The sequence below is a fragment of the Anaerostipes faecalis genome (genome assembly GCF_018982945.1).
GTDB lineage: Bacteria > Bacillota > Clostridia > Lachnospirales > Lachnospiraceae > Anaerostipes > Anaerostipes faecalis.
This window is the reverse complement of the sequence record NZ_JABRXE010000001.1, coordinates 1-22,248: the sequence shown is the minus strand read 5'-3', so window position 1 is coordinate 22,248 and position 22,248 is coordinate 1. Positions and strand designations below refer to the sequence as shown.

The window sequence follows — 22,248 nt, the reverse complement described above, 5'->3', positions numbered from 1 at the left end:
CTCTTTCCTATTAATATCTTACACTTGTAGGATATTAATGTCAAGATAACTTTATCTCATAATATCAGCCTTTATTTTACAGTCCTGGTTTCATGATATTCGTCTAAGAAATTTTTCAATGTAATAGATTTCATACTGTTGATGATATCTTCCTGTAAAGATTTATATGTGGTATCTAGTACACTTTTAATATTTCTTCCAACCGGACAAAAAGGTGAAGGTGAAGAATGGACACCCATTATTTTTTTTATAGCATTTGGTTCAACTGCCATACATATCCGATATAAAGAAATCTCCTCAAAAGGACAGTTTAACATTGTACCACCAGTACCAAATCTTACAGAAATAATACCATCTTTCTTCAGTGCACTCATAATGGTACGAATTGTGACTGGATTACAACCGGTGGAAAGAGATAAAAGTTCACTTGTTACTTTTTTATCCTTACCATATTCATTTATAAAAATCAAACAATGAATTGCAATAGAACATTTATTACTGATATGCATACAAACCTCCTGGATATCTGTTATGTTAACATAGTCTTTCTTTGGTGTAAATATTGACACTACATCACCTATAAGATAATATAGAACCAAGGTGTAAATTTAAAAATTACACAAGAGGGATATAATATGAGATATATACAATTTATTTTCAGTCCAACTGGTGGAACTAAAAAAGTAGCTGATGCTATCACAACGCATTTGTCATCATCCGTAGATACTATCGATCTTTCAAACCCGGAAACTGATTTTTCACAATACAGTTTTCAAGATGATGATGTTGTTTTGATTGCTATGCCATCTTTTGGTGGACGTGTTCCTTCAATTGCTGTTCAACGTCTCAATGAGGCAAAAGGGAACAATGCCAAATGTATTATTGTCTGTGTTTACGGAAACCGCGCTTATGAAGATTCGCTAGTCGAAATGGAGGATGCTGCAGTGAAAAGTGGTTTTCAGGTAATCGCTGCGATTTCTGCTGTAGCAGAACATTCCATCATGCATCAATATGCAACAAATAGACCGGATGAATCCGATGTTTCCCAGCTGAAAGACTTTGCATTGAAGATCAAAGACAAAGTTGAAAAACATGATACTACAAAACCGGATATCCCGGGCAACAGACCATACAAAAAAGCCGGCAGTGCAGGACTTGTTCCAAAAGCAGATTCTTCCTGTATAAAATGTGGCCTATGTGCCAGACAGTGTCCGGTTCAGGCAATTAATATGGATCAACTGAAATCCGCTGACAGCAAGAAGTGCATTTCCTGTATGCGTTGTGTTTCAAACTGCCCAAACCATGCACGAAAAGTTAATAAAGCAATGGTAGCCATAGCTTCAGTAGCAATCAAAAAAGCCTGCTCAGAAAAAAAGAGTAATGAACTATTCATTTAGTTCCACTTCCGGTTCATCATTCTTGCAAAATCATATCATGTATATTTATAACTTAAGGAGAAATGACATAATGACATTTCTCCTTTTTCCGGTTTAGAGTAAAGAAAAATGACCCTGAACTGAGGTTTTCCTACATTCAGGAGCCATTTTCTTGAAATTCAGGCTAATGCCAATCACTATGCCTTTTTCTTCCTGTGGATGATCACATATTTTCTACAACAATTTTTTCTTTTTAAAATAAATGATTTCAAGAATAATCGTTATAACTGCAATAACAATCACTGTAACATATCCATATTTCCACTGCAATTCCGGCATATGGACAAAATTCATACCATACCACCCAGTCAAAAGTGTCAGCGGGAGGAATAACGTTGTGACAACTGTCAGAATACACATGACCTTGTTCTGCTGTGCATCCTGCTGCGACTGATACAGTTCACGTAACTGCAGTATATTTTCCCGAAGCAAATGTACATGGTTTTGCAATCGTTCTGTCCGAAGTGCGTAACGATTCCACTGTTCTGCATTATGGATGATAGAAAGTCCATCTTGAGACTGGAGTAAGTCACCGATCACAGTCAACTGCTCATAATAAGCATTCAGCTCAGAAAGCTTCTGACGATACCTTGTAAGAACCGTAAAGAAATCATCCGGAACACCTTTTATAAGCTGATCCTCCATCTTTTCAATCTCTTTTTCCAGATGTAACAGATACAGAATATCATTTTCAATCATCAACTCCATTATCTGAAGAAGGCACTGATCTGGCGATTTCAGTTCCTGAAACTGATCTTCCTTTTTTTCTACCCAGTGCTTCAAATCTCCACTGCACCCAATCAAAAAAAGTTCTTTATCTGTCAGGTAAAATCCAAAGACAATCTGTGGTGTACGTTTTTCATTTTTTCCTGGAATCCGCAAAGTTCCCAGAATACAATCCCGAAACACTTCTGCCTTACAATACCGGATTGATCCGATACTGTGTAAAAATTCTTTATCATGTGGAAAATCCTTCTTCAATTCACGAAATTCATCTTCCTGCATAATCGTAAGAAACTGTAACTTTACCATAGGATCTCTCACACTCCTTTCTTTCATCACTCTTCTTTAATAAATCAGAATACTCTTTATTTTTATAAAATGCAAATACAATATGGCACGAACTGCCCAGGAAACCAATACAAAAATAGAGGTTTTTTTATGAGAGAAATCAGAAACACAAAAATCATCATCTTGGATCATATGCTATAGATATATAATATTTATTATCCAAGGAGTACTAATAATTATGTCAGTACGTTACAGTGAATTCATTTGTTGGGATTTTGTTATGTTCTGCAGCTGTTTCTATTACCGATTTACTTTTGGAAGTGTAGAAATGCTCGATGAGAGATGACAAAAAGATATATCAATTGGTACAATTATGTGAGACCCTATTCTTACAATCATTATTTATCACTGATGGAAGCGCGTTTTCATTAGATTATTTTTCGAACAAAGTGTTACCAAAAAGGTTGACCAGTACAATGCTTCCAACGCTTTATCAGCTGTTTCGTCATTCTCTGGTAAATCTGGCAAAAAAGCCATAACAAAAGCATATTCAACTCTTTCTTCATCTCTTTCAGTAATAGCCATGTTTACCCCTCCCTACCGAGAAAAAAATCCAATTTTTCTTCTAAATCATTACTAAACCCAGCTAAATCATCCTTCGTAATCACACCACTATTGATCAGTGCCACAATATCGAAAATCATATTTCCTTTGCTTAATTCAAGCATAACTCCAGGATGTTTCTTATCCTTCTTTATTCGCTCTTCCAGTTTCCAGAACTTATCCGAGGCGTTTCCGGTTTCCTTCAACATATCAATATATTCTTTCACTAAGCGTTCCATATAGGCTTCCTGCCATTCAGTAATGCGTGTTCTGAATAATTTCCAATCACTTTTTGAAACTTCCATGTAAACATCCTCCGATCTTATGTTATCAAATTCATACACTTCCCTATTGTCCCAACAAAAATATACATCTGTTCCAACTATATTTCAATCATATTTTTTCTTGTTTCGAACATTTGTTTGTGTTATAATTATTTCAAGAGTTGCATATCATATAATCACTACCAAAAAGCATTTGACATTCTGTCCGGAATGACTTATACTTTCCGTAGTGAATGAGTTACGGAAACTTGAGAAGCCCGTAACCCGAGCGGCTCCTGCGGGGGCCGTTTTGTTATTTATACAGAATTTATCGAGGGTGTTTTTATGGCTAACAATCTACAAAAGAAGCCTTTTTTAGATTATCAGGCACAAATTAAATATCTAAAGCAAAAACAGTTATTCATAAACGATGAGGTTTCTGCAATAACAGCTCTTGAAAAAGTCAGTTACTATGGTCTCATCAATGGATACAAGGATATTTTCAAAGACCCTGCTACAAATAACTTTTATCCTGGTACTACCTTTGATGATATCTATAATTTGTATCTATTTGATGCTGAATTAAGAGATGTATTCTTAAAATATATATTAATCTTTGAAAAACATGTAAAGTCTTCCATCTCTTATCACTTTAGCAATACATATGGTAATGGCATTGCTTTTTATCAGAACATCAATAATTACGACTATGGTAATCATCTATCCGATGTACAATACCTTTTTCGCAAGATGAATGGGAAAATTAATGGGCGTCACCCATCGCCGCAGGTCGCACATTATATGAACACTTATCAGGATGTACCTTTGTGGGTTCTTACAACAGACCTTACAATTGGTGAAACTGCCAGTATGTATAGATATTTAAAAGGACATTGTAAAACCCTTGTTTGCAACGACTTCCATCACATCGGAAGAAATGAACTTGGAAAGATGTTGGTTATTCTCACTAAATACCGTAATATCTGTGCACATGGTAATCGTTTGTTCAATGCCAAAACTCAGGATTCCATTCCTGACCTTATTGCTCACAAGAAATTGCATATTCCAAAAGTAAATTCCAGATATCAGCAGGGAAAGTCTGATTTATTTGCAACGGTAATCTCCTTGAAATATTTGCTTGATGCTACAGACTTCCGGATATTTTATTATGAATTAAAGAAGGTTATCAAAAAAGTATAATCCTTCTGATAAAACCATGGAATTAATGGGGTTCCCGTCAAATTGGATGTCCATCTTACGAATCAAAGTATATTAAAAACTTTTCTTATTATCCTATATAATCAAAAACCTCCACCGTTACTGGTGGAGGACTACACTATCAACCCGACTATTTCTATACCACCTATCGATCTGTGGTAAATTTTCAGTCTTATTATTTTGAACGCTCTTTCGTATGTATCACATCCCACTCTCGCAGGATGCCGATAATCCTTATGCTGCTTCCATAAACCGCTCCAGAAATCTCTTCGCATAAATCTCATACCGAAGTCTTTTTCCTTCTGCATCATCATGCCAAGTTTCCGGATCAAACTGAAGCTCTACAGCTATATCACGCAAAACCTCAAGACCGTACTTTTCCATCATCTCAGCAAGAAATGTGCAGCAGCGTTCAAATTCCTTATTCAAATCCTCCCTCCTTCCTTAGTCGCTTCTGCATCTTTTCAAAATAATACTGATAATTCTTTTCTTGATGATACAGCCTCGCTACGGAAAAGGCAATATTTTTGATTCAAAAAAATTCCGCTTACATCTTTCCGGACTGTCTTTCACTTATCACTTCGTAAACTTTATTCACTTCTACATTCAGCTTTCTCATATATGCCACCAGTTGTTCTTTATCCGTCTCTGAATATAATCCGGAATTATTATTATGTACAATCTGGTTAATATTCGTACCAATATGATTTACTTCATTGATAAGCTCCCTCAATAAAATCCTCATCTCCGGATAATCAGTAGGTTTCTACGAAATCATAAACCTCAGATACTCCGACTCGGACATATTCATCTTCTCTGATTTTTCTGCCAGTTCTGCGGCCACCTCTGGACTCAATCGAAACTTCTTTACAAGACTTAATCTGCCCTGGGACATACCATTGCCTCCCTTCTACAGTTCTGCTCAAAATTCATATTGAAAATTTCTCATGGTGTCTTCTGCAAGATACGCATTTTGTGGCCACAAGCCATTTTCATGCATCTTGTTAGGGGAGGCCCCCTAAAACCCCTGATATTTATATAGGTGCTCCACTTATTGACGCACCTCTGATTAATATATTAGCACTATGGATATATGCCTTTTTATTTATTATATAAAGACTCCTCTGCCACCATCAATGTATCGTGTTCTATTACTTCTTCATATGTAAACGGTTGATTTAATATACCTGCTTTGGTATCTTTTCTTGCGGCTGTCACCTGCTTTGTGACCTTTATTTTTTCATCCGTATATATAACAACTTCTTTTATTGCAAGTTTAATAATTGCGGATATAAAGTGATTCATAAAATCAAGATCAATTTTACCGTTTGCTTTTGGTAGTGAAATATATTTATCTTTCACTACATTCCATCCGCCAAGCTTGTTTTTATATGAATATATAGGCAAATCCGTTACTTTGTTAATGCACATAACCATAAACAAATACTGATTTCTTGTTAATTTGCAATCATCATATATCCAATCTATTGCATAGGCATCAGATAAAACAGTAAAATCTTTAGGCTGATAATAAGCTCGATACACATCACTGTTCTGCGGTATCGTAATTACATTCTTCAAAACAGTAGCTCCGTCTATAGGTGCATAATAATTCAAGCCTTGATTTTGGAAACTAGATGTTAAACAAGGTAATATATTCTTACCTGTTGGAGAAGTCGGCAATTTTTTTGCTTTGTAAGGAAGCTTCTTTGTTTTTAACTTATCAAACAAATCACCTATCCTATATTCATCCCATGAAATCGTTTTTAAACTCTCAAGAGCCTCAAGCTCTTGAGCCGACAATTCATAATTGTTGAATCCGCTTATTTTTAAGTAAGCGGATAACTCCGCAATGCGCTCCGCTTCTAACTCCACTATAAATGATTCCATAAAATCAAAATCCAATTTTCCTTCTTTTACTGGCAATTTAACTTTCAAATTTTTAAATATATCATCTACATTACGTACAAGTACTGAAAGCAATATCGGTTTTTGATGATTAAGTACCGCCGTGAAGAACGGAATCACTCTTGGTGCTAATTTAATTTTAGGAACTATTTTTCTGACAAATTGCCCTGCGTACCATTTTTTCTTTCGATAAAAGAAATCCATTTGAAGCAACCCTAAACTCCACACACCTGCCTCATTTATATTCTCCTTATTTACAAAACCGGTACTTTTTAAAATCCCCTGATTAGTCGATGTTCTTGTAACATAATCATACTCATCACCATCGACCAATTTGTCAGTATTAAAACTTAATGTATTGTTAATATCAAATAGATCACCAAGTCTATATTCGCCCCACTCAACACCATTGAGCATTTCATTGAGTGAGGCATTTATTTTCCCAGGCGTTCATCCTCATTTCCTTGACACTTTAATAAGTTTGACACTTCCCATGCCAAATAATCATTTACCGTTTTCTTAAAATCATCCAGCGTAGGTATAGTATCAATTGGAGCAGTTTGATTCCAATCCGAACCATTTTCTATATCTATTGTACCTTCATAATATTCTTTTTCTGTAAAAATCTTAAGCTTTGATTTTCCAAAACGTACCAAATCTACAAGTTCTTTATATCTTTCCTTTGCTCTATCAGTATCCCTTAGATTACAACTTGACTTTTTTCGGTCGCTTCTTGTATACCCGTCGTTTGAAAAATCAATAAATTTAACAATATCATCATTTTGGTGGGCTTCTCCAATTCTGAAAACGTATATATTTGTTTGCACACTTGATTTTCCTACAAATAAATCTAATGGCATTTTTATACTCGCTAATAATGTGCTATGTTTCAGGATATTCTTATTATATGTTATTGCTTTTCCTGAACCCGCAGAGTTTTGAATAATAATTGCAGCATATCCTTTTTCCATCATTGACAATGCCTTTTCTACAAATATCATACCATTCCCTGGTGCAGAATATGGTGGATTAAGAATAAATGCATCTGCTGGGAATTTTTTATTTGTATTTCCAAATCCATAATTACCTTTAAAATCTTTTAAAGAATCTTTATTAAGAATATTCGAACTTCCATCTCCCATCAAAATCATATTCAAAATAGCAAGCATATAAACACTTGGTAAAATTTCCAAACCTAGCAATTGATTTGCCTTTATTTCTGCTGATTTAATAGCAAGTTGTTCTGGCGAATTAATTTTATTCTTTGCATCAATAAGCATTTCATTCATAGCTGCCACGAGTAACCCCGCAGAACCGGTAGCAAAATCCCACACATATGAATCTTTATTTACACGAGCAAGTTTTACAAGTAAATTTGCCACGTATGATGGTGTAAGCACTACATCATTCAATTTATCCTGAGTAAATCCAAGCCAACTATACATTTCATTAAAGAGTTTTCCTGTAAAATCTGTTGATAATCCAATTTTATAGTAAATACCTAAATCATCTACAATTTTAGTAAATACACGCTTTAATTGGCTCTCTCCATTTTCAACCTTGTTAATATTCTCAGTTGTAAGTGTATTTTGTAATGTTCGAATAATAAGTTCCTTTTTCTCTCTTGGCAACTTTTTTTCATTAAGAAATGCTTTTATTTTTCTTACAATAATATCACCATCAGTATTTCCTTCTTCTACAGAAGATTTCAAATCCGACTTTTCAAGTGGAGCAACCTTTCCTGGTACACCTATTGTTGCAATAATAGATGCTGCAACAAGATAAACTCAATCATTTTCTCCCAAACCCTTTTCATTCTGGTAAATATCATTATTAAGCCGCACTAAACTCGCATCAATTTCACGCTCACGTTTTTCTTTGAGTTTATCAATTTCATCTTGGGATAACTGCAATTTTTTCACCTTCTCAATAAAGGCATCAAAATTTTCTTTTTTTAAAAAGCAGAAATCCGTATATTCATCAACTTTCTGTCCGATACCAAAATTACTTTTCGAAACATAATATACACCAATAGAGTGTTGTATATTTCCGTTTTCATCCTTATATCCTGTCATACCTATAGAAATAATATCCGTATAACTTGTATAATGTAACAGAGCATTTGCGTAATGAACAGCACCATTTACAGCATAAGCATTTATATTCTTCAATATAGGTTTATTCTTTGCTGTGCGATTTTCAACCTGCCCATTGCATCAAGTTTTACAAGTTTATCTTTATACCCCTTATATTCAATAAGTATTGGATAAAAATTCAGACTCTTATCCTGTAATAAAATCTTAGCATCTGGTCGATTTCCGCCTTTTCCGCCACTTTTTGAAAAATATTCATTCAAAGCAGTATCTATTTCTGTATTCAAAGATTCCTGCTCCAGTTTATAATCTAGTTTATATGCTTTCAGCCAACCATTTGCCAAATCAGCAATTAAAGGTTCTATTGATTGTGTTGTAGCTTTAGCCATTTTTATTCTCCTTTATCTATAATGTTTATTTACACCATCCCAAAATGCTCCAGCGCATCTTTTATCGCCTTTTCCTTCTCTTCCGGACACTGAGGCTGTCTGCTATCTTCCGATTTAGGAAGATTATAATTCTCCCCAACCTCTATTCCACATTTCCTCTTTACCTGTGAAATATAGAGATTAGATACCTTCACCCCATGTTCTTTCAGCACATAATCCTTAATCTCCGCATAAGTCGCCTTACTCTCAGCCGAAGTCAAATCCAATTCATCTAACTCTAACTCCACCTCAACATAATCATCCGGTTTTTGTTGGGACAAGAGAACTACCGTCTCCACATGCGGCGTCTCGGGAAACATATCCACGCACCCTGCCCGTTTCACCTGATACCCGGCCTCTTGTAACACTGCCAGATCTCTTGCCAGACTTGTGGGCTTACAACTGATATAAACCATCTCACGAACACCAAAATCAATGATTTTATCAATAGCCTTCGGATGAATTCCATCTCGTGGCGGATCAAGTACGATAAAATCCGGTTTATCTTCCAGTTCATCCACAACCTTCAGAACATCTCCTGCGATAAATTCACAATTATCCAGTCCATTTAATTTTGCATTTTCTTTGGCAGCCTCTACTGCCTCTTCCACGATTTCCACACCAACAACTTTCTCTGCCACTGGCGCCAGCATCTGTGCAATGGTTCCTGTTCCACTGTATAAATCAAAGATTACTTTATCCTTTGTTTCGCCTACAAAATCACGTGCTGTTTCATATAAAACTTCAGCCCCCAGAGAGTTGGTCTGGAAGAAAGAAAAAGGAGAAATTTTAAATTTCAGTCCCAGAATTTCTTCATAAAAATAGTCCTGCCCATAGAGAATTTCCATGGAATCTGCCTGAACCACATCTGCCAGACTGTCATTGATTGTATGCAGAATTCCCACAATTTGTCCATTTAACTCTAAATTCAGAATCGCATCCGCAACCAACTTCAAATCCACTTCTGCCTGAGAAGTAGTCACTATATTTACCAGAATATCACCAGAACATTCTGCACGACGAATGACCAGATGACGCCAGAATCCTTCATGGCGCATCTTATGGTAAAAACTCTGTCCCATATCTTTTACTGTAGTTAATACACATTGAACGATGGAATTATAATCCTTATCCACAATCTGACAATCTGTAATGTTCACAATATCATGAAAGGTATTTTTCTTATGCATTCCTAATGCCAATGGACCATCTTTCACCTCATCGCCAAAAGAAAACTCCATTTTATTACGGTATCCCCATTGTTTTGGACTGCCTTTGATTCCTTCCCATACTTCATCAGATACATAATCCTTTAACAATTCACGGACCTGTCCTTCCTTGATTTTCAGCTGATTTTTGTAAGAAACTGTCTGATAAAAGCATCCTCCACATATACCAAAATGCGGACATTGAGGATTCACATCCTCCAATGGAGATTTTTCCAGCACCTCCATCAGACGCATGGCACATCCGCTTTTTCTTTTCTTCGTTACCTGTCCTTTTACCGTCTGACCTTCGATGACACCTTTTACCGTTACTTTCTGCTCATCATATTCCAAAGTTCCTTTGTTTGGAAACTCCACCTTTAAAATTTTACCTTCGATAATATCCTTTTTCTTCATCTTCTTTCCTTCCTGAATTTTCCTATGATATATAACAACAAAGCGGACAAATCCGCGTCCATTTCCTATATAACAAAAAAAGGAACACATCCCGTATGCATTCCCATTTTTCTGATCAATCTCTGCTAAATCATTAATTCGTCAAACTGTTCTTTATAATATCCATGAGCGTAATGAGCCTGCCCCTCTTCATCAATCTCCATAATCAGGAACGTTGGCTTTCTTCCTGACTGTCTTGGGTAGGAAACACTGCCTGGATTCAATATCGTTACATTATCGCCAATCTCAATAAATGGCACATGGGTATGTCCGTACATTACCACATCATAACCATATTCCAATGCATAATCTCTTAAATAATCTACTCCGGAATTCACATAAAAACTATGTCCATGGGTCACCAGTACCTTATAATCACCTATCTGTACTTCTTCCTCTGAAGGAAGGTCCAGATAATAGTCATTATTTCCTGAAACCATGACCACAGGGCAACCGGCAATTTCCCGTATGTATGAATCTCCACGTTCTACATCACCGCAATGAATCATCATATCAATATCGCCAACCTGTTCAAGTACTCCCTTAACATCATCATTTCGACCATGTGAATCACTAATTACCAATATCCTCATAACCATCTTCTCCTTAAAGAACTTCCTTCATTTTTCTTAATGCCTCTCCACGGTGACTCAAGTGGTTCTTCTCGTCGCTACTCAACTGGGCACTATATTTTTTAAACTCCGGCAGATAAAAAATTGGATCATACCCAAATCCGTTACCGCCTTTTGATTCGTATCCTATAATCCCTTCCATAGTACCACGAGTTGTATATGTTTGTCCATCAGGAAATGCAGCTGCAATGACACAAACAAACTTTGCAGACCTTTTTTCCTCAGGAATATCTTTCATACGTTCCAGAATAATCTGATTTTTCTCCGTATAAGAAGTATCTTCTCCAAGATATCTGGAAGAATAAATTCCCGGTTCTCCTCCAAATGCATCGATTTCCAGTCCTGAATCATCTGCCAGTGTCAGTTCCCCGGAAGCTTCCATTACTGCTTTTGCCTTAATGATTGCATTTTCTTCAAAAGTTTTACCATCTTCTACAATATCCAGATCAATTCCCGCTTCTTTCATTGACAGAATCTCGTATCCTGTATCTGCAAGAATCTCACGTATTTCTCTCATTTTTCCTTCATTTCCAGTTGCAAATATCAATCTCTGCTTCATTATGCCTTCCTCCTTGGCGGTTTCGGTCCAAGATACTGATAGAATTCTCCTCGAATCATTCCATTATATACCTTTCGCTTTTTCGTTGGCTTTCCTAAATATTTTTCCGTATCTTCATAAGAAGTAATTACATATTTTGACCATGTATCAAGTTTATCAAAAGCTTCTTTCATCTGCTGATATATTACAGGCAGTGTTTCTCTGTCCTCAAGACGTTCTCCGTATGGTGGATTCGCAATAATAAAACCATAAGGTTTACTGTGACTTAGATCTTTCACTTCCCTTTGCTGAAAATGAATCAAGTGATCAACTTCTGCATCCGCAGCATTCTGTCGGGCGATCTTAAGCATCCTGGAATCTTTATCATATCCCTGCAGATCCATCTCTACATTATAATTTATCAGACTATCTGCCTCATCAATAGCCTCATACCATGCTTTTTTCGGTAAAAATTCCGTCCAGTTTTCCGCCTCAAAAGAACGGTTCATCCCGGGTGCCATATTCATTCCCATCATGGCAGCTTCAATCAGAAATGTTCCACTTCCACAGAAAGGATCCACCAGAATACGATCTTTATTCCACGGTGTAAGCATCAGTAAAGAAGCTGCAAGTGTTTCCCTGATCGGTGCTTCACTGACCAGTTTTCGATAACCTCTTTTATGCAAAGGTGTACCTGTTGTATCAAGACTTACAGTCACCTGATCTTTCAAAATAAATACCCGGATAGGATAATCATCTCCTTCTTCTGAAAACCATGAAACGTGATATTTTCCTTTTAATCTCTCTACTACTGCCTTTTTCACAATAGACTGAATATCCGGTCCGCTAAATAACCGGCTTTTGGCGGTAGATGCTTTTTTTACCCAGAATCTTCCATCCTTTGGAATAAAATCTTCCCATGGAAGCTTTTTGGTCTCTTCAAATAATTCATCAAATGTAAAGGCTTTGAAAGAACCTATCTTCAGTAAAATTCGTTCTGCTGTCCTTAAAAAGATGTTGGCTCTGGCTATTCCATATAAATCTGTACGAAATGTAACTCTTCCGTCTTCCACCTGTACAATATCATATCCTAAATCTTTTATTTCTCTCTTTAATACTGCTTCCAGTCCAAAATGACATGGAGCAATCAATTCTACATGATTCACATGGCTCTCCTTTCAAATACCTCTGCAGTTTACCAGAGGTTATACACTTCAGAAGGGAAGGAAACTTCTCCCGCTCCCGAAATGCCACATCTTATTCTTTTCCCCTATTCTACCTTTTTCCATTTTCTTCGTCAACTATCTTTCTGTTCATTTAGATAATAGTATACCCCTCCTACTATATTGTATACTTTATACCCTTCATATGCCAAATGTCTTGCTGCCATCATACTCTGTCCGCCAAAATCACAATACACAATAATCTTTTTCTTTTTATCCGGAGAATGATTTTTCTCCAATATTCCATAAGGACAATTCTTTGCATGTTCCAGATGTCCTTCCTGAAATCTATATGGTTCTCTTACATCTAAAAGTACATATTCTTCTTTTTTTGCCAATTCAATTCCTTTTTTTAATGATATATTTACAAACTCCATATTTTTTCCCAGTATCTTTTACTAATAGATTATGCAAAACAAAAAGAAAAAACCTTCAAAAATGATTTTTGAAGGTTTTTTCTTTAAAAATTTAAAGATTAGTATTCGCTGTTATTTGCATTCTGACTTTTGTTCTGACTGCTGTTCTGGCTCTTGTTTTTGTTTTTACTATTGGATGAATTCTGGGTTCTGTTCTGTCCTCCATTGTTTGCATTATTTGCATTGTTTGCATTGCTGGATGACATATTTTTGTTGTTTGAATTTGAATAACTTTTTGCCATGATTTTTCTCCTTTCTTTAAGTTACACTCTTATTCTTAGCAAAACGAAGAAAAATATGTATTACTTTTTTTACTTTTAAAAAAAAAGGTTGCCTTTTTTTCCTGAATAGTTTATAGTTGAAATATCGAAGGTATGTTATATTTTCGATTTATAACCCCTTATTAATTTATTTATACTCCCCTCAAAGAGAGCAGATTTCCCTATCTGCTCTCTTTACCTTTTATTGGGACAAATCTTTACCTTTTCCGTTTACTATTGCTATTCCACTACAAACAAGAATCACTGACAGTGTATGAGTTAATGTCATAATATTTTCTTTTAGGAATATACCTGAAAGAATTGTTCCAAAAATCGGGATTAATAAATTATAAATTGAAATGGTACTGACCGGATTTTTGGAAAGTAGATAGGTCCATACAGTAAATGCCACTGCGGATAAACCTGCCATATATAACAGCAATGCCGCACCCTGCCAGCAAAATTTCAGATTTCCATTTCCTATCCAGCCAGCCAGGATCAGAAGAATACCTCCCATTGTCAGCTGGTATCCGGTTATAGTCATAACACTCATATACCTGGCTAACTTTTTACTATAGATAGAAGCCAGACTTTGTGCCATAGCTGCAAACAATGCAAATCCTTCTCCTGTTAAACGAAATCCACCAAGTTCTCCACCTTTTAGATTGATTATGATAATTCCTGCTAACCCTAATATACATCCAAATATCTTTTTTCCTGTTATTTTATCATCACGAAAAAATATCGGTGCCAGCATAATCGGAAAAAATGCTGTAAAAGAATTAATGATTGCACTTTTAGCTCCTGTAGTATTGGCAAGACCAATATAAAAGAATATATATTGAATGGTTGTCTGCATAATTCCAAGAATGAGAAGTCTTCCCCACATATTCCCTGGTGGTACACATGCTTTTCGCTCTGTAAACGCGGTATATCCAAGAACCATCATTCCTGCCATGGTAAACCGGATTCCGGCAAATAACAATTTGCTTCCTAGATCACTTCCTGCAATAGAGAATATCTCATATCCTATTTTAATTGATGGATAAGCACTTCCCCACAAAAAAGTTGCAAGAACTGCCAGCAATATAACCTTTTGCTTTTTCATGTCCTATTTTTCTCCTTTTTTTATATCTGCACATGATACAATACCATACATTTTTACTGTTTCTCAACCCTGTTCAACATATTGTACTAAAATTTGAAACCAGAAAAATTAAAAATTATTATTGACAAAAAAAAATCTATGTGTATAATAAAAACCAGTTAAGAACAAAGGCGTTCCGATCTAGTGATTGGAATGCCTTTTTCTATTTAAAAATAAAAGGAGGAACAAATCTATGATGAAAAAAGTGGTTGTAGTTATCAAACCTGAAAAACTTACAGATGTGAAACATATTCTTGAAGCACATAAAGTATCTGGTCTTATGATTTCTAACATTATGGGATATGGTAACCAGAAAGGTTTTACTCAGAAATACAGAGGTAATGAATTAAATTCAAATTTACTTCCAAAAATCAAAGTAGAATCTGTTATGCCTACAGAAGTTGTTGACGCTGTAACAAAAGACATCGTTAATATCGTTCGTACCGGTGAATTTGGTGACGGTAAAATTTTCGTATCACCTGTTGAAGAAGCCATTCGTATCCGTACCGGTGAAACAGGAAAAGATGCATTATAAATTCAAATGCCACAAGGCATTTACACAACAACATTATAAAGTAAATTATCAATGGGGATAATCAGACAGGATTTTTATTCTATTTATATATAGAAGAAACACAAACCTGGTGATTATCTCTTTTTATTTTAGGAGGATATTAAAATGGGAGTTGAACAATTATTAAATATTGTCTGGACCTGTATCGCCGCATTTTTGGTATTTTTCATGCAGGCCGGATTCGCAATGGTAGAAACTGGATTTACACGTGCAAAGAACTCAAGTAACATTATCATGAAAAACCTGATGGACTTCGTTCTTGGTTCTCTTTGCTTCTTCTTAGTTGGATTTGCCATCATGTTTGGTGGAAGCAATCCATTTTTTGGAACAACAGGATTCTTCAATCCTACAAGCTTAGATTTACAGCAGTTTAAAGATCTGACACCTGGTGTATTTATGATTTTCCACACAGTATTCTGTGCAACAGCTGCAACAATCGTATCTGGTGCTATGGCAGAAAGAACAAAATTTTCTTCTTACCTGGTATACAGTGCATTAATCAGTTTAATTATCTACCCTGTAACAGGACACTGGATCTGGAATGGTGACGGATGGTTAGCTCAGATGGGATTCCACGATTTCGCAGGATCTACTGCAGTACATTCTGTTGGTGGATGGTTAGCTCTTGTTGGTGCTGCTACTGTTGGACCTCGTATCGGAAAATTCAAAAAAGACGGTACACCAAACGCTATTCCTGGACATAACATTGCACTTGGTGCTTTAGGAGTATTTATCTTATGGTTCTGCTGGTTTGGATTTAACTGTGGATCTACTACAGCTGCAACTGACACACTTGGTGATATTGCCATGACAACAAATCTGGCTGCTGTTACAGCTACTTTCGTAACATTATGTATCACATGGATCCGTTACGGAAAACCTGATGTTTCCATGACATTAAACGGTTCTCTTGCAGGACTTGTAGGTATTACTGCCGGATGTGATGCTGTAAGCTATTATGGAGCTATCTTAATCGGTGCTATCTGTGGTGTCGTTGTAGTCGCTGTTATCGAATTCCTTGATAACGTTGCTAAAATTGATGACCCTGTTGGTGCTTGTGGAGTTCATCTTGGATGCGGTGTTGTAGGTACTTTATTAGTTGGACCACTTGCAACAAAAGACTTCCTGGCTGCTGCTGAATTAACAAGAGGTGCTTTAATTAAAGCTCAGTTTGTTGGAGTTATCGCTGTTGGTGCCTACTGTGTAATCGGTGGATTAATCATCTTTAACGTAATCAAACATACAATCGGATTAAGAGCTTCAGAAGAAGAAGAAATTGTCGGAATGGATATTTCAGAACATGGTATTTCCGGATATTCTGATTTCGCTATCAAAGGTGATCACTAATTCGTTAACTAGTTTAAATTAAAAAATATAGCTACCTACTAGTTTTTGACTAATGAACGACTTGAAACCTGACTAGTTTTTGACTAATGAACGACTTGAAACCTGACTAGTTTTTGACTAATAAACGACTTGAAATCTGACTAGTTTTTGACTAATAAATGATATAAGACTTAATTGATAAAACCCTAACTACATATGACATTAGGAAAAGCTGCGGAGAATATCCGCAGTTTTTTCTTTCCTAATAAAATGATTGAAAGCAGCCTTGTCCATAAACAAAACTGCTTTCTTTCTATTGTTGTTCTCTGGTTTCTGGTTTAATAAATCCCATTAACAGCAGTTGATAACTTCCCAGATAAGATATTAACATCCACATAATACCTGAAAATAATGCAACTCCTGCAGTTGATCCAACGGTTTCAATCAGTTCAAATACAACTCTTGCATAAATTGATAATTGAAAAATCTTTCCAAATGATATTTTCTCTTCCCTTATTTTCTGATTCAGATATGCCATCCATGAGATAAATGCACAAAAGAACAGATAACTGACAGCATTAGCCGCCCATGCCGCGAAAAAAGAAATAAACGCCATCATATGAATAAACGGAACCAGTTTCACCATGGTCTGATTCGTCGCTATAACATTCTTAAAATCATCAAATGAAATGGTATTTACCATTCTTTGTATGGAATCATTTTTTACAATCATTTCTTTCCTTGCAAAAAGTATATCCATGGTTGTATCATTGCTTAAATCGCTCTGATCAGCTTTATCTTTTGTTGTATCTACTGCAACATGAATTCCTGCAATAGTAAAATCCATCGTTTCTTCAACAGATAATGTTCCATCGCGCAGTTCAAATGCCGGCAGACGATTTAAGATAAAATTCTTTGTACCGCCAACACTTGCGCTAAAGGCAAACATATCCATTCCAAATCCAAGGAATGTTATCAAAAAACTAATGAGTATAAAAAACCAGACAACTCTGCCTTTTCCAAGTGCCAAAAGACGACTATATTCTTTGGGCTTCAGGCAGGCAATTTTCAGCTGCTCTAACCAGCTGATTTTCTCTGTTTTTTCCATATTCTATTCTCCATAAACAATACTTTTCAGTAATTCATTTTTTTCCTTCTCACCAATCAGGATTTCAACCATCTTTGCTGCAAAATCAATAGCAGTTCCCATACCACGACTGGTAATGATCTTTCCGTCTACAACAACTGCATCTGTCTGGTAATCTGCTGATGTAAGTTCTTCTTCCATTGCTGGATAAGAAGTTGCTTTTCTTCCTTTTAACATGCCGTATTTTTCTAATACTGTTGGTGCAGCACAGATAGCCGCAATATATTTATCATGTTCATAAGCCTTCTTCAGAAGCTTTCCTAAGCCCTCATGATCCTTCAGTGTCAATGTTCCTGGCATTCCTCCTGGAAGAACGAACATTGCACCTTCAGGCTCAAGTACTTCATGAAACATGATATCTGCTTCTACTTCAATATGATGTGCCCCAGTAATAGCCTTTGAATTCTCAACGGATACAGTAACCGTATCAATCCCTGCACGGCGCAGCATATCTACAACTGTCAATCCTTCGATTTCTTCAAACCCATCTGCCAAAAATACAAATACTTTATTCATGACTCGCCTTTCCTTCTGTAAGTATAATTAGTTCTCTCTATTTTAACTACTTTAAAGAAAAAGATGAAAAAAGTCAACCACATATACCGCTGTTTTTCTTATTTTCCCATGACTTATGATTGACTTTTTACTTTAGAATCGTTACAATAAGTAACGTGCTTAAAAAATGTGTTTCCGTAGCTCAGCTGGATAGAGCGACCGCCTCCTAAGGGCTAGGTGGAACAAACGCCTTTTGATATGATAACTAGATAAAATTGAATAGATTTTTAAGAATGTCCCAGTACCTCAGCAGGATAGAGGGTTCGCCTCCTAAGCGAAACGTCGCAGGTTCGACTCCTGTCTGGGACGCCACAAACTCCGCTGAAAGCCTTATTTTACAAGGTTTTCAGCGTTTCTTTATTTATGGCTTTCTATTTACGCTGAATACGAATTGTTTTCAATCTGTCATTTTTTATTCGATATTTTTTTAAGACTTTTAAGGAAATAGGCTTGCTAACACTTTTTTATTTTTGAAGAAAAATCGCTGGTTTTTTTGGAATTTGCTAACACTTTTGAAATTCTATCTTTGAAGTGCCTGCTTTAAAAATTGCTCTTTCATTTCTGGCGATAAAGATTTAATCAGTTCCAATAACGCCATATCACTATCGGTTAAGTCGGTATCTTGCTTTGGATTGTCTGTATCATCATTAAGCGTAGAATAAAATTCTTTATCCATTTTTTGTGCATTGAAACGTCTGTCCTCGTCAATGATTTCTGAATATACATCTGTAACCATTTCTGCTTCTGCGTGACCAGTATCGCCTTGTACGGACTTAACATCTCCGTTTGTCATTTTGAGTTTATAACCCGTACTTAAATGGCGTAGGCTGTGAAATACCACAACTTCATAATCGTTTTCTTCACAGAGCTTTTGAAACCTATCTCTAACAATACGGCTTTCCACGGGATTGCCATTATCCAACGCAATAACAAGGTTGTAATCATTGTAGGCACTTCCTAAAAATTCCTTTAATTCCTGCTGGTCTTTTTTATATTGCACCAATAGTTCCGCAACTGTTTTAGGTAACCAGACAACACGATTACTTGTTTCTGTTTTTGGCGTTTTCAAGACAAGCCTTGTGGTACAATGCGGTTTTTGCGTTGGGAAAATCTTTAAAATATCCTTTTCCTTTAATTTCTGCATAGCTTCTGCATTTACTCTTGAAAGTTCTTTATTGATGATTACCTTTGCATTATTTGTAGCAATGGACTCTTCATCAATAATAACATCTTCCCATGTAAGTCCTGTAATTTCTCCAATTCGCATAGAGCAGGAAAAAGCTAAGTGCATACAAATTGAAAGCAAATCATCTTCCGTGGCTTTTACCGCTTCTCGAAATGTTTGAACACTCCACACTTTTCGCCTAGTCTTTGGAATTTTTGGTAACGTAGCCAAAGACGCAGGGTTTCTTTTGTTTGTATCAATATACTCCCAGCGGATAGCTTGATTTAAGGCACAGCGGATAATATCATGTATTTTTTTGATGTTCGCTGGTTGAACACAACGACCAGTTGCTTTTCTGTTTGCCCGTGGTACTTCTGGAACGCTCAATAAATCATTGTAGTATTTTGATAGACTTTTTGTAGTTATTTCATTCAGTTTCCAATCTCCAATAATCGGATTGATATAATTTTCAATACTGCCTACCTTACTACTAAATGTACTCGGCGACCATTTAGATGTGCCATATAAATTAACAAAAATTTCTAGGAAATCACGCAATGTAATATCTTTGTCTACAACATCTAACTCCTTTTTAGAATTTTCAATCTGATGTGCAAATTGTTCCTCTAATGGAACTATCACATATCCAAATTTCTCTTGATAGTATTCTATAAAGGCTTTTCGCTGTTTTGCTTCTTTTCTTGTTTCCAGCGTGTCCCATTTTTGTTTTCTTTCTCCTGCACTATCTAAGTACCAATAAATAACTGAAAAACTTGATTTTCTTTGTTTGATTGAAGCCATAATTTTCTCTCCTTATAGTTAAATTTCATTTAACCATTTATCGAAAGAAACCTTTGATACCCGTATGGCTTTACCAGCACGAACATAACTGAATTGACCGCTTTTTACTAATGAATAAGCTACCTTTTTGCTAATGTCCAGTTGTTCAGCAATTTCCTCTACTGTATAAGTCTTTTTTTCCTTTGTAGGAGATTGTGCATTTTGTGTATCACTTATCACTATTAAGACCCCTTTCATTTGTGACAGCAACAAAATACACTCGTCTAATAAGGTCATTATAACACACCTAAATAAAAAGAGTAGATAGATTTTGTTGCTGAAACTATCAATTATAAGCAGGCAGACGGCTTTGGAAAGCTCCGTTAGTATCTCAACTATTCCCATTCTTGTGGGCAGAACCGCACCATGCGGACGTATCATTATTCTGTGAGGATAGGTCATGGCAAAACGACTTTTCCAACAGTCGCTCTCGGATCACTGCGTGGGTCGCTCGCTTTCTTTTGAAAAGGTCGTGGCGTACAGTTCCCGTGGCTCGCTATCTCACAAACGTATCTGTCTGCTTTATTCAGTTGTCAAAGAGCTGTGGCGAAAGCGTGTTGCTTTCATATAAAAGCAGGGGCAGAGCAGGAAAGAGGGGATTGAACAAATCATGCTCTGCGGTTACTGCTTGTTATTCTTCTTCGATTTCTAAGGCAATATCAAACCCTAAAATCATTTTAATAAGTGCTATAAAGTTATACTTAAGTATGTACAATAAATATTAAATAAGAATGTACAAATGTTATGATATATGAGTTACAAGGAGGAACTCATAATGATATTAAAGAATCAGATCATAACAAACATAAAAATAGAAAGTGTCAATGACCTGTACAAACTAAAACCATTTTTGGAGGATGGGACATTGAAAATCAATAAAAGTCAAATAGCAAGAGAATTGGAGGTAGACAGACGTACAGTAGATAAATATATAAACGGATATACGAAACCAGAAACAAGGAACTGTAATGACTGCATTACACCATTTTATGATATTATTGCTGAATTGTTATCAGACAGAAACCAACAGGTATTTTACTACAGAAAAGTTTTATGGCAGTATCTTGTAGATAACCATGGCTTTACAGGTGTTTACTGCAACTTCTGCCATTACCTTAGAAAATATCCTGAATTCGATTCATATTTCAGAAAAGGCAGACCTTCCAACACTAATCAGGTAACCGTTCGATATGAAACGCCTATGGGTAAGCAGGCTCAGCTAGATTGGAAAGAGTCGATTCAGTTTACTCTTTCTTCTGGAGAAACTATAGATGTAAATGTTTTTGTTTTATTGCTTTCATATTCAAGATTCAGGGTATACAGAGTATCCCTTTCCAAGACGCAGGATATACTCTTCTCGTTTCTTGATGATGCATTTGAAACATTTGGTGGTGTACCCGCTGAAATAGTTACAGATAATATGAAAACTGTTATGGATGAAGCAAGAACAGAATATTCTGCCGGTAAAATAAATAATAAGTTTCAGCAATTCGCTGATGATTATGGTTTTAAAGTTCAGCCGTGCATTGCAGGGCATCCTCATACGAAGGCCAAGGTTGAGGCTCCTATGAAGATACTTGATGAAATAAGGGCTTATAATGGAAAGTTAAATTACCAAGAACTGGTTGAACTAGTAACAAGAATTAACAATCGTGTGAATGCACAGGTGAACCAGGGAACCGGAAGAATTCCGCTGATGTATTTTAACAGAGAAAAGGCTTTCCTAAACAGCCTACCCGCTGATACCATAAGAAAGCCTTATCAAATCACCACAAATACCGTAAAAGTCAATCATTCAAGCATG

27 protein-coding genes and 1 tRNA gene are annotated in these 22,248 nt (G+C 36.0%); 6 read left to right on the top strand and 22 right to left on the bottom strand.

What is annotated here, in order from left to right:
- Positions 1-71 precede the first annotated feature (71 nt).
- Complete coding sequence (locus tag KTB61_RS00125) at positions 72-509, bottom strand: RrF2 family transcriptional regulator (RefSeq protein WP_075759281.1); 438 nt, start codon at positions 507-509, stop codon at positions 72-74.
- Positions 510-635: 126 nt separating this feature from the next.
- Between KTB61_RS00125 and KTB61_RS00120 the strand changes: the two genes are divergently transcribed.
- Entirely contained in the window at positions 636-1,397 is a 762-nt protein-coding gene (locus KTB61_RS00120; RefSeq protein WP_143249374.1) for an EFR1 family ferrodoxin, read from the top strand.
- Between the two features lie 213 nt (positions 1,398-1,610).
- Here KTB61_RS00120 and KTB61_RS00115 read toward each other — a convergent pair whose 3' ends face one another.
- The 3 genes from KTB61_RS00115 to KTB61_RS00105 all read right to left on the bottom strand — a co-directional run bounded on the left by KTB61_RS00115 (position 1,611) and on the right by KTB61_RS00105 (position 3,355).
- Positions 1,611-2,468, bottom strand: coding sequence for a magnesium transporter CorA family protein (locus KTB61_RS00115; protein WP_230973553.1), 858 nt, complete (start codon positions 2,466-2,468; stop codon positions 1,611-1,613).
- A gap of 384 nt (positions 2,469-2,852) precedes the next feature.
- Complete coding sequence (locus KTB61_RS00110) at positions 2,853-3,032, bottom strand: hypothetical protein (protein ID WP_075759283.1); 180 nt, start codon at positions 3,030-3,032, stop codon at positions 2,853-2,855.
- Between the two features lie 2 nt (positions 3,033-3,034).
- Positions 3,035-3,355 carry a multidrug transporter gene (locus KTB61_RS00105; RefSeq protein ID WP_075759284.1) on the bottom strand — a complete coding sequence of 107 codons (321 nt, stop codon included), beginning with the start codon at positions 3,353-3,355 and terminating at the stop codon, positions 3,035-3,037.
- 303 nt (positions 3,356-3,658) lie between these two features.
- Here KTB61_RS00105 and KTB61_RS00100 point away from each other — a divergent pair, with 303 nt between their 5' ends.
- Positions 3,659-4,513, top strand: coding sequence for an Abi family protein (locus KTB61_RS00100; protein ID WP_216696539.1), 855 nt, complete (start codon positions 3,659-3,661; stop codon positions 4,511-4,513).
- Positions 4,514-4,765: 252 nt separating this feature from the next.
- Here the strand turns inward: KTB61_RS00100 and KTB61_RS00095 are convergent, their stop codons facing one another.
- The 14 genes from KTB61_RS00095 to KTB61_RS00045 all read right to left on the bottom strand — a co-directional run bounded on the left by KTB61_RS00095 (position 4,766) and on the right by KTB61_RS00045 (position 14,798).
- Positions 4,766-4,960, bottom strand: coding sequence for a hypothetical protein (locus tag KTB61_RS00095; protein WP_216696767.1), 195 nt, complete (start codon positions 4,958-4,960; stop codon positions 4,766-4,768).
- Between the two features lie 118 nt (positions 4,961-5,078).
- Entirely contained in the window at positions 5,079-5,264 is a 186-nt protein-coding gene (locus KTB61_RS13405) for a MobC family plasmid mobilization relaxosome protein (RefSeq protein ID WP_330656271.1), read from the bottom strand.
- 33 nt (positions 5,265-5,297) lie between these two features.
- Entirely contained in the window at positions 5,298-5,426 is a 129-nt protein-coding gene (locus KTB61_RS13400) for a hypothetical protein (RefSeq protein ID WP_330656270.1), read from the bottom strand.
- Between the two features lie 206 nt (positions 5,427-5,632).
- Entirely contained in the window at positions 5,633-6,856 is a 1,224-nt protein-coding gene (locus KTB61_RS00085; RefSeq protein WP_075759288.1) for a restriction endonuclease subunit S, read from the bottom strand.
- A 17-nt stretch (positions 6,857-6,873) separates the two neighbouring features.
- A complete protein-coding gene (locus KTB61_RS12945; protein WP_230973552.1) occupies positions 6,874-8,151 on the bottom strand; it encodes an HsdM family class I SAM-dependent methyltransferase in 1,278 nt (425 codons plus the stop codon).
- Between the two features lie 75 nt (positions 8,152-8,226).
- Positions 8,227-8,610, bottom strand: a complete 384-nt coding sequence (locus KTB61_RS12940) for a hypothetical protein (RefSeq protein ID WP_230973551.1) — start codon at positions 8,608-8,610, stop codon at positions 8,227-8,229.
- The gene (locus KTB61_RS12935; RefSeq protein WP_230973550.1) at positions 8,607-8,921 is read right to left on the bottom strand and encodes a VRR-NUC domain-containing protein; all 315 of its coding nucleotides are present in this window, start codon (positions 8,919-8,921) and stop codon (positions 8,607-8,609) included. Before KTB61_RS12935 ends, KTB61_RS12940 begins: the two co-directional genes overlap by 4 nt.
- Positions 8,922-8,950: 29 nt before the next feature.
- The gene (gene rlmD, locus KTB61_RS00075; RefSeq protein ID WP_216696538.1) at positions 8,951-10,582 is read right to left on the bottom strand and encodes a 23S rRNA (uracil(1939)-C(5))-methyltransferase RlmD; all 1,632 of its coding nucleotides are present in this window, start codon (positions 10,580-10,582) and stop codon (positions 8,951-8,953) included.
- A gap of 125 nt (positions 10,583-10,707) precedes the next feature.
- Positions 10,708-11,214: a metallophosphoesterase gene (locus tag KTB61_RS00070; RefSeq protein ID WP_075759289.1), complete on the bottom strand. Its 507-nt coding sequence runs from the start codon at positions 11,212-11,214 to the stop codon at positions 10,708-10,710.
- A gap of 13 nt (positions 11,215-11,227) precedes the next feature.
- On the bottom strand, positions 11,228-11,812 hold the full coding sequence (locus KTB61_RS00065; protein ID WP_075759290.1) for an XTP/dITP diphosphatase: 585 nt from the start codon (positions 11,810-11,812) through the stop codon (positions 11,228-11,230).
- On the bottom strand, positions 11,812-12,957 hold the full coding sequence (locus tag KTB61_RS00060; RefSeq protein ID WP_216696537.1) for a THUMP domain-containing class I SAM-dependent RNA methyltransferase: 1,146 nt from the start codon (positions 12,955-12,957) through the stop codon (positions 11,812-11,814). The genes KTB61_RS00065 and KTB61_RS00060 overlap by 1 nt, the downstream gene beginning before the upstream one ends.
- Before the next feature lie 131 nt (positions 12,958-13,088).
- Positions 13,089-13,391, bottom strand: coding sequence for a rhodanese-like domain-containing protein (locus tag KTB61_RS00055; protein WP_075759292.1), 303 nt, complete (start codon positions 13,389-13,391; stop codon positions 13,089-13,091).
- Positions 13,392-13,489: 98 nt separating this feature from the next.
- A complete protein-coding gene (locus KTB61_RS00050; RefSeq protein ID WP_075759293.1) occupies positions 13,490-13,672 on the bottom strand; it encodes a hypothetical protein in 183 nt (60 codons plus the stop codon).
- 220 nt (positions 13,673-13,892) lie between these two features.
- Positions 13,893-14,798, bottom strand: coding sequence for a DMT family transporter (locus KTB61_RS00045; RefSeq protein ID WP_075759294.1), 906 nt, complete (start codon positions 14,796-14,798; stop codon positions 13,893-13,895).
- A gap of 235 nt (positions 14,799-15,033) precedes the next feature.
- Here KTB61_RS00045 and KTB61_RS00040 point away from each other — a divergent pair, with 235 nt between their 5' ends.
- Positions 15,034-15,372 carry a P-II family nitrogen regulator gene (locus KTB61_RS00040; RefSeq protein WP_075760532.1) on the top strand — a complete coding sequence of 113 codons (339 nt, stop codon included), beginning with the start codon at positions 15,034-15,036 and terminating at the stop codon, positions 15,370-15,372.
- A gap of 144 nt (positions 15,373-15,516) precedes the next feature.
- On the top strand, positions 15,517-16,758 hold the full coding sequence (locus tag KTB61_RS00035; protein WP_075759295.1) for an ammonium transporter: 1,242 nt from the start codon (positions 15,517-15,519) through the stop codon (positions 16,756-16,758).
- Positions 16,759-17,050: 292 nt separating this feature from the next.
- Here KTB61_RS00035 and KTB61_RS00030 read toward each other — a convergent pair whose 3' ends face one another.
- Both KTB61_RS00030 and KTB61_RS00025 read right to left on the bottom strand, forming a co-directional pair.
- Positions 17,051-17,845, bottom strand: coding sequence for a DUF1189 family protein (locus KTB61_RS00030; RefSeq protein ID WP_216696536.1), 795 nt, complete (start codon positions 17,843-17,845; stop codon positions 17,051-17,053).
- 3 nt (positions 17,846-17,848) lie between these two features.
- Positions 17,849-18,400: a DJ-1 family glyoxalase III gene (locus KTB61_RS00025; protein WP_216696535.1), complete on the bottom strand. Its 552-nt coding sequence runs from the start codon at positions 18,398-18,400 to the stop codon at positions 17,849-17,851.
- Between the two features lie 274 nt (positions 18,401-18,674).
- On the opposite strand from KTB61_RS00025, the gene KTB61_RS00020 reads away from it, so the two are divergent.
- Positions 18,675-18,751, top strand: a tRNA-Arg gene (locus KTB61_RS00020).
- Between the two features lie 208 nt (positions 18,752-18,959).
- Here the strand turns inward: KTB61_RS00020 and KTB61_RS00015 are convergent.
- Entirely contained in the window at positions 18,960-20,405 is a 1,446-nt protein-coding gene (locus tag KTB61_RS00015; protein WP_003423078.1) for a site-specific integrase, read from the bottom strand.
- Positions 20,406-20,423: 18 nt separating this feature from the next.
- Positions 20,424-20,681: a helix-turn-helix domain-containing protein gene (locus tag KTB61_RS12930; protein ID WP_009269671.1), complete on the bottom strand. Its 258-nt coding sequence runs from the start codon at positions 20,679-20,681 to the stop codon at positions 20,424-20,426.
- Between the two features lie 538 nt (positions 20,682-21,219).
- Between KTB61_RS12930 and istA the strand changes: the two genes are divergently transcribed.
- Positions 21,220-22,248: IS21 family transposase (istA, locus tag KTB61_RS00005; protein WP_216696534.1), on the top strand; the 1,029-nt coding region annotated here is incomplete at its 3' end.

Coding starts and splice junctions, on each gene's coding strand:
- KTB61_RS00125 (WP_075759281.1), bottom strand. CDS start 509: ATGCATATCAGTAATAAATGTTCTATTGCAATTCATTGTTTGATTTTT.
- KTB61_RS00120 (WP_143249374.1), top strand. CDS start 636: ATGAGATATATACAATTTATTTTCAGTCCAACTGGTGGAACTAAAAAA.
- KTB61_RS00115 (WP_230973553.1), bottom strand. CDS start 2,468: ATGGTAAAGTTACAGTTTCTTACGATTATGCAGGAAGATGAATTTCGT.
- KTB61_RS00110 (WP_075759283.1), bottom strand. CDS start 3,032: ATGGCTATTACTGAAAGAGATGAAGAAAGAGTTGAATATGCTTTTGTT.
- KTB61_RS00105 (WP_075759284.1), bottom strand. CDS start 3,355: ATGGAAGTTTCAAAAAGTGATTGGAAATTATTCAGAACACGCATTACT.
- KTB61_RS00100 (WP_216696539.1), top strand. CDS start 3,659: ATGGCTAACAATCTACAAAAGAAGCCTTTTTTAGATTATCAGGCACAA.
- KTB61_RS13400 (WP_330656270.1), bottom strand. CDS start 5,426: ATGTCCCAGGGCAGATTAAGTCTTGTAAAGAAGTTTCGATTGAGTCCA.
- KTB61_RS00085 (WP_075759288.1), bottom strand. CDS start 6,856: ATGCTCAATGGTGTTGAGTGGGGCGAATATAGACTTGGTGATCTATTT.
- KTB61_RS12935 (WP_230973550.1), bottom strand. CDS start 8,921: ATGGCTAAAGCTACAACACAATCAATAGAACCTTTAATTGCTGATTTG.
- rlmD (WP_216696538.1), bottom strand. CDS start 10,582: ATGAAGAAAAAGGATATTATCGAAGGTAAAATTTTAAAGGTGGAGTTT.
- KTB61_RS00070 (WP_075759289.1), bottom strand. CDS start 11,214: ATGAGGATATTGGTAATTAGTGATTCACATGGTCGAAATGATGATGTT.
- KTB61_RS00065 (WP_075759290.1), bottom strand. CDS start 11,812: ATGAAGCAGAGATTGATATTTGCAACTGGAAATGAAGGAAAAATGAGA.
- KTB61_RS00055 (WP_075759292.1), bottom strand. CDS start 13,391: ATGGAGTTTGTAAATATATCATTAAAAAAAGGAATTGAATTGGCAAAA.
- KTB61_RS00050 (WP_075759293.1), bottom strand. CDS start 13,672: ATGGCAAAAAGTTATTCAAATTCAAACAACAAAAATATGTCATCCAGC.
- KTB61_RS00045 (WP_075759294.1), bottom strand. CDS start 14,798: ATGAAAAAGCAAAAGGTTATATTGCTGGCAGTTCTTGCAACTTTTTTG.
- KTB61_RS00040 (WP_075760532.1), top strand. CDS start 15,034: ATGAAAAAAGTGGTTGTAGTTATCAAACCTGAAAAACTTACAGATGTG.
- KTB61_RS00035 (WP_075759295.1), top strand. CDS start 15,517: ATGGGAGTTGAACAATTATTAAATATTGTCTGGACCTGTATCGCCGCA.
- KTB61_RS00030 (WP_216696536.1), bottom strand. CDS start 17,845: ATGGAAAAAACAGAGAAAATCAGCTGGTTAGAGCAGCTGAAAATTGCC.
- KTB61_RS00025 (WP_216696535.1), bottom strand. CDS start 18,400: ATGAATAAAGTATTTGTATTTTTGGCAGATGGGTTTGAAGAAATCGAA.
- KTB61_RS00015 (WP_003423078.1), bottom strand. CDS start 20,405: ATGGCTTCAATCAAACAAAGAAAATCAAGTTTTTCAGTTATTTATTGG.
- KTB61_RS12930 (WP_009269671.1), bottom strand. CDS start 20,681: ATGACCTTATTAGACGAGTGTATTTTGTTGCTGTCACAAATGAAAGGG.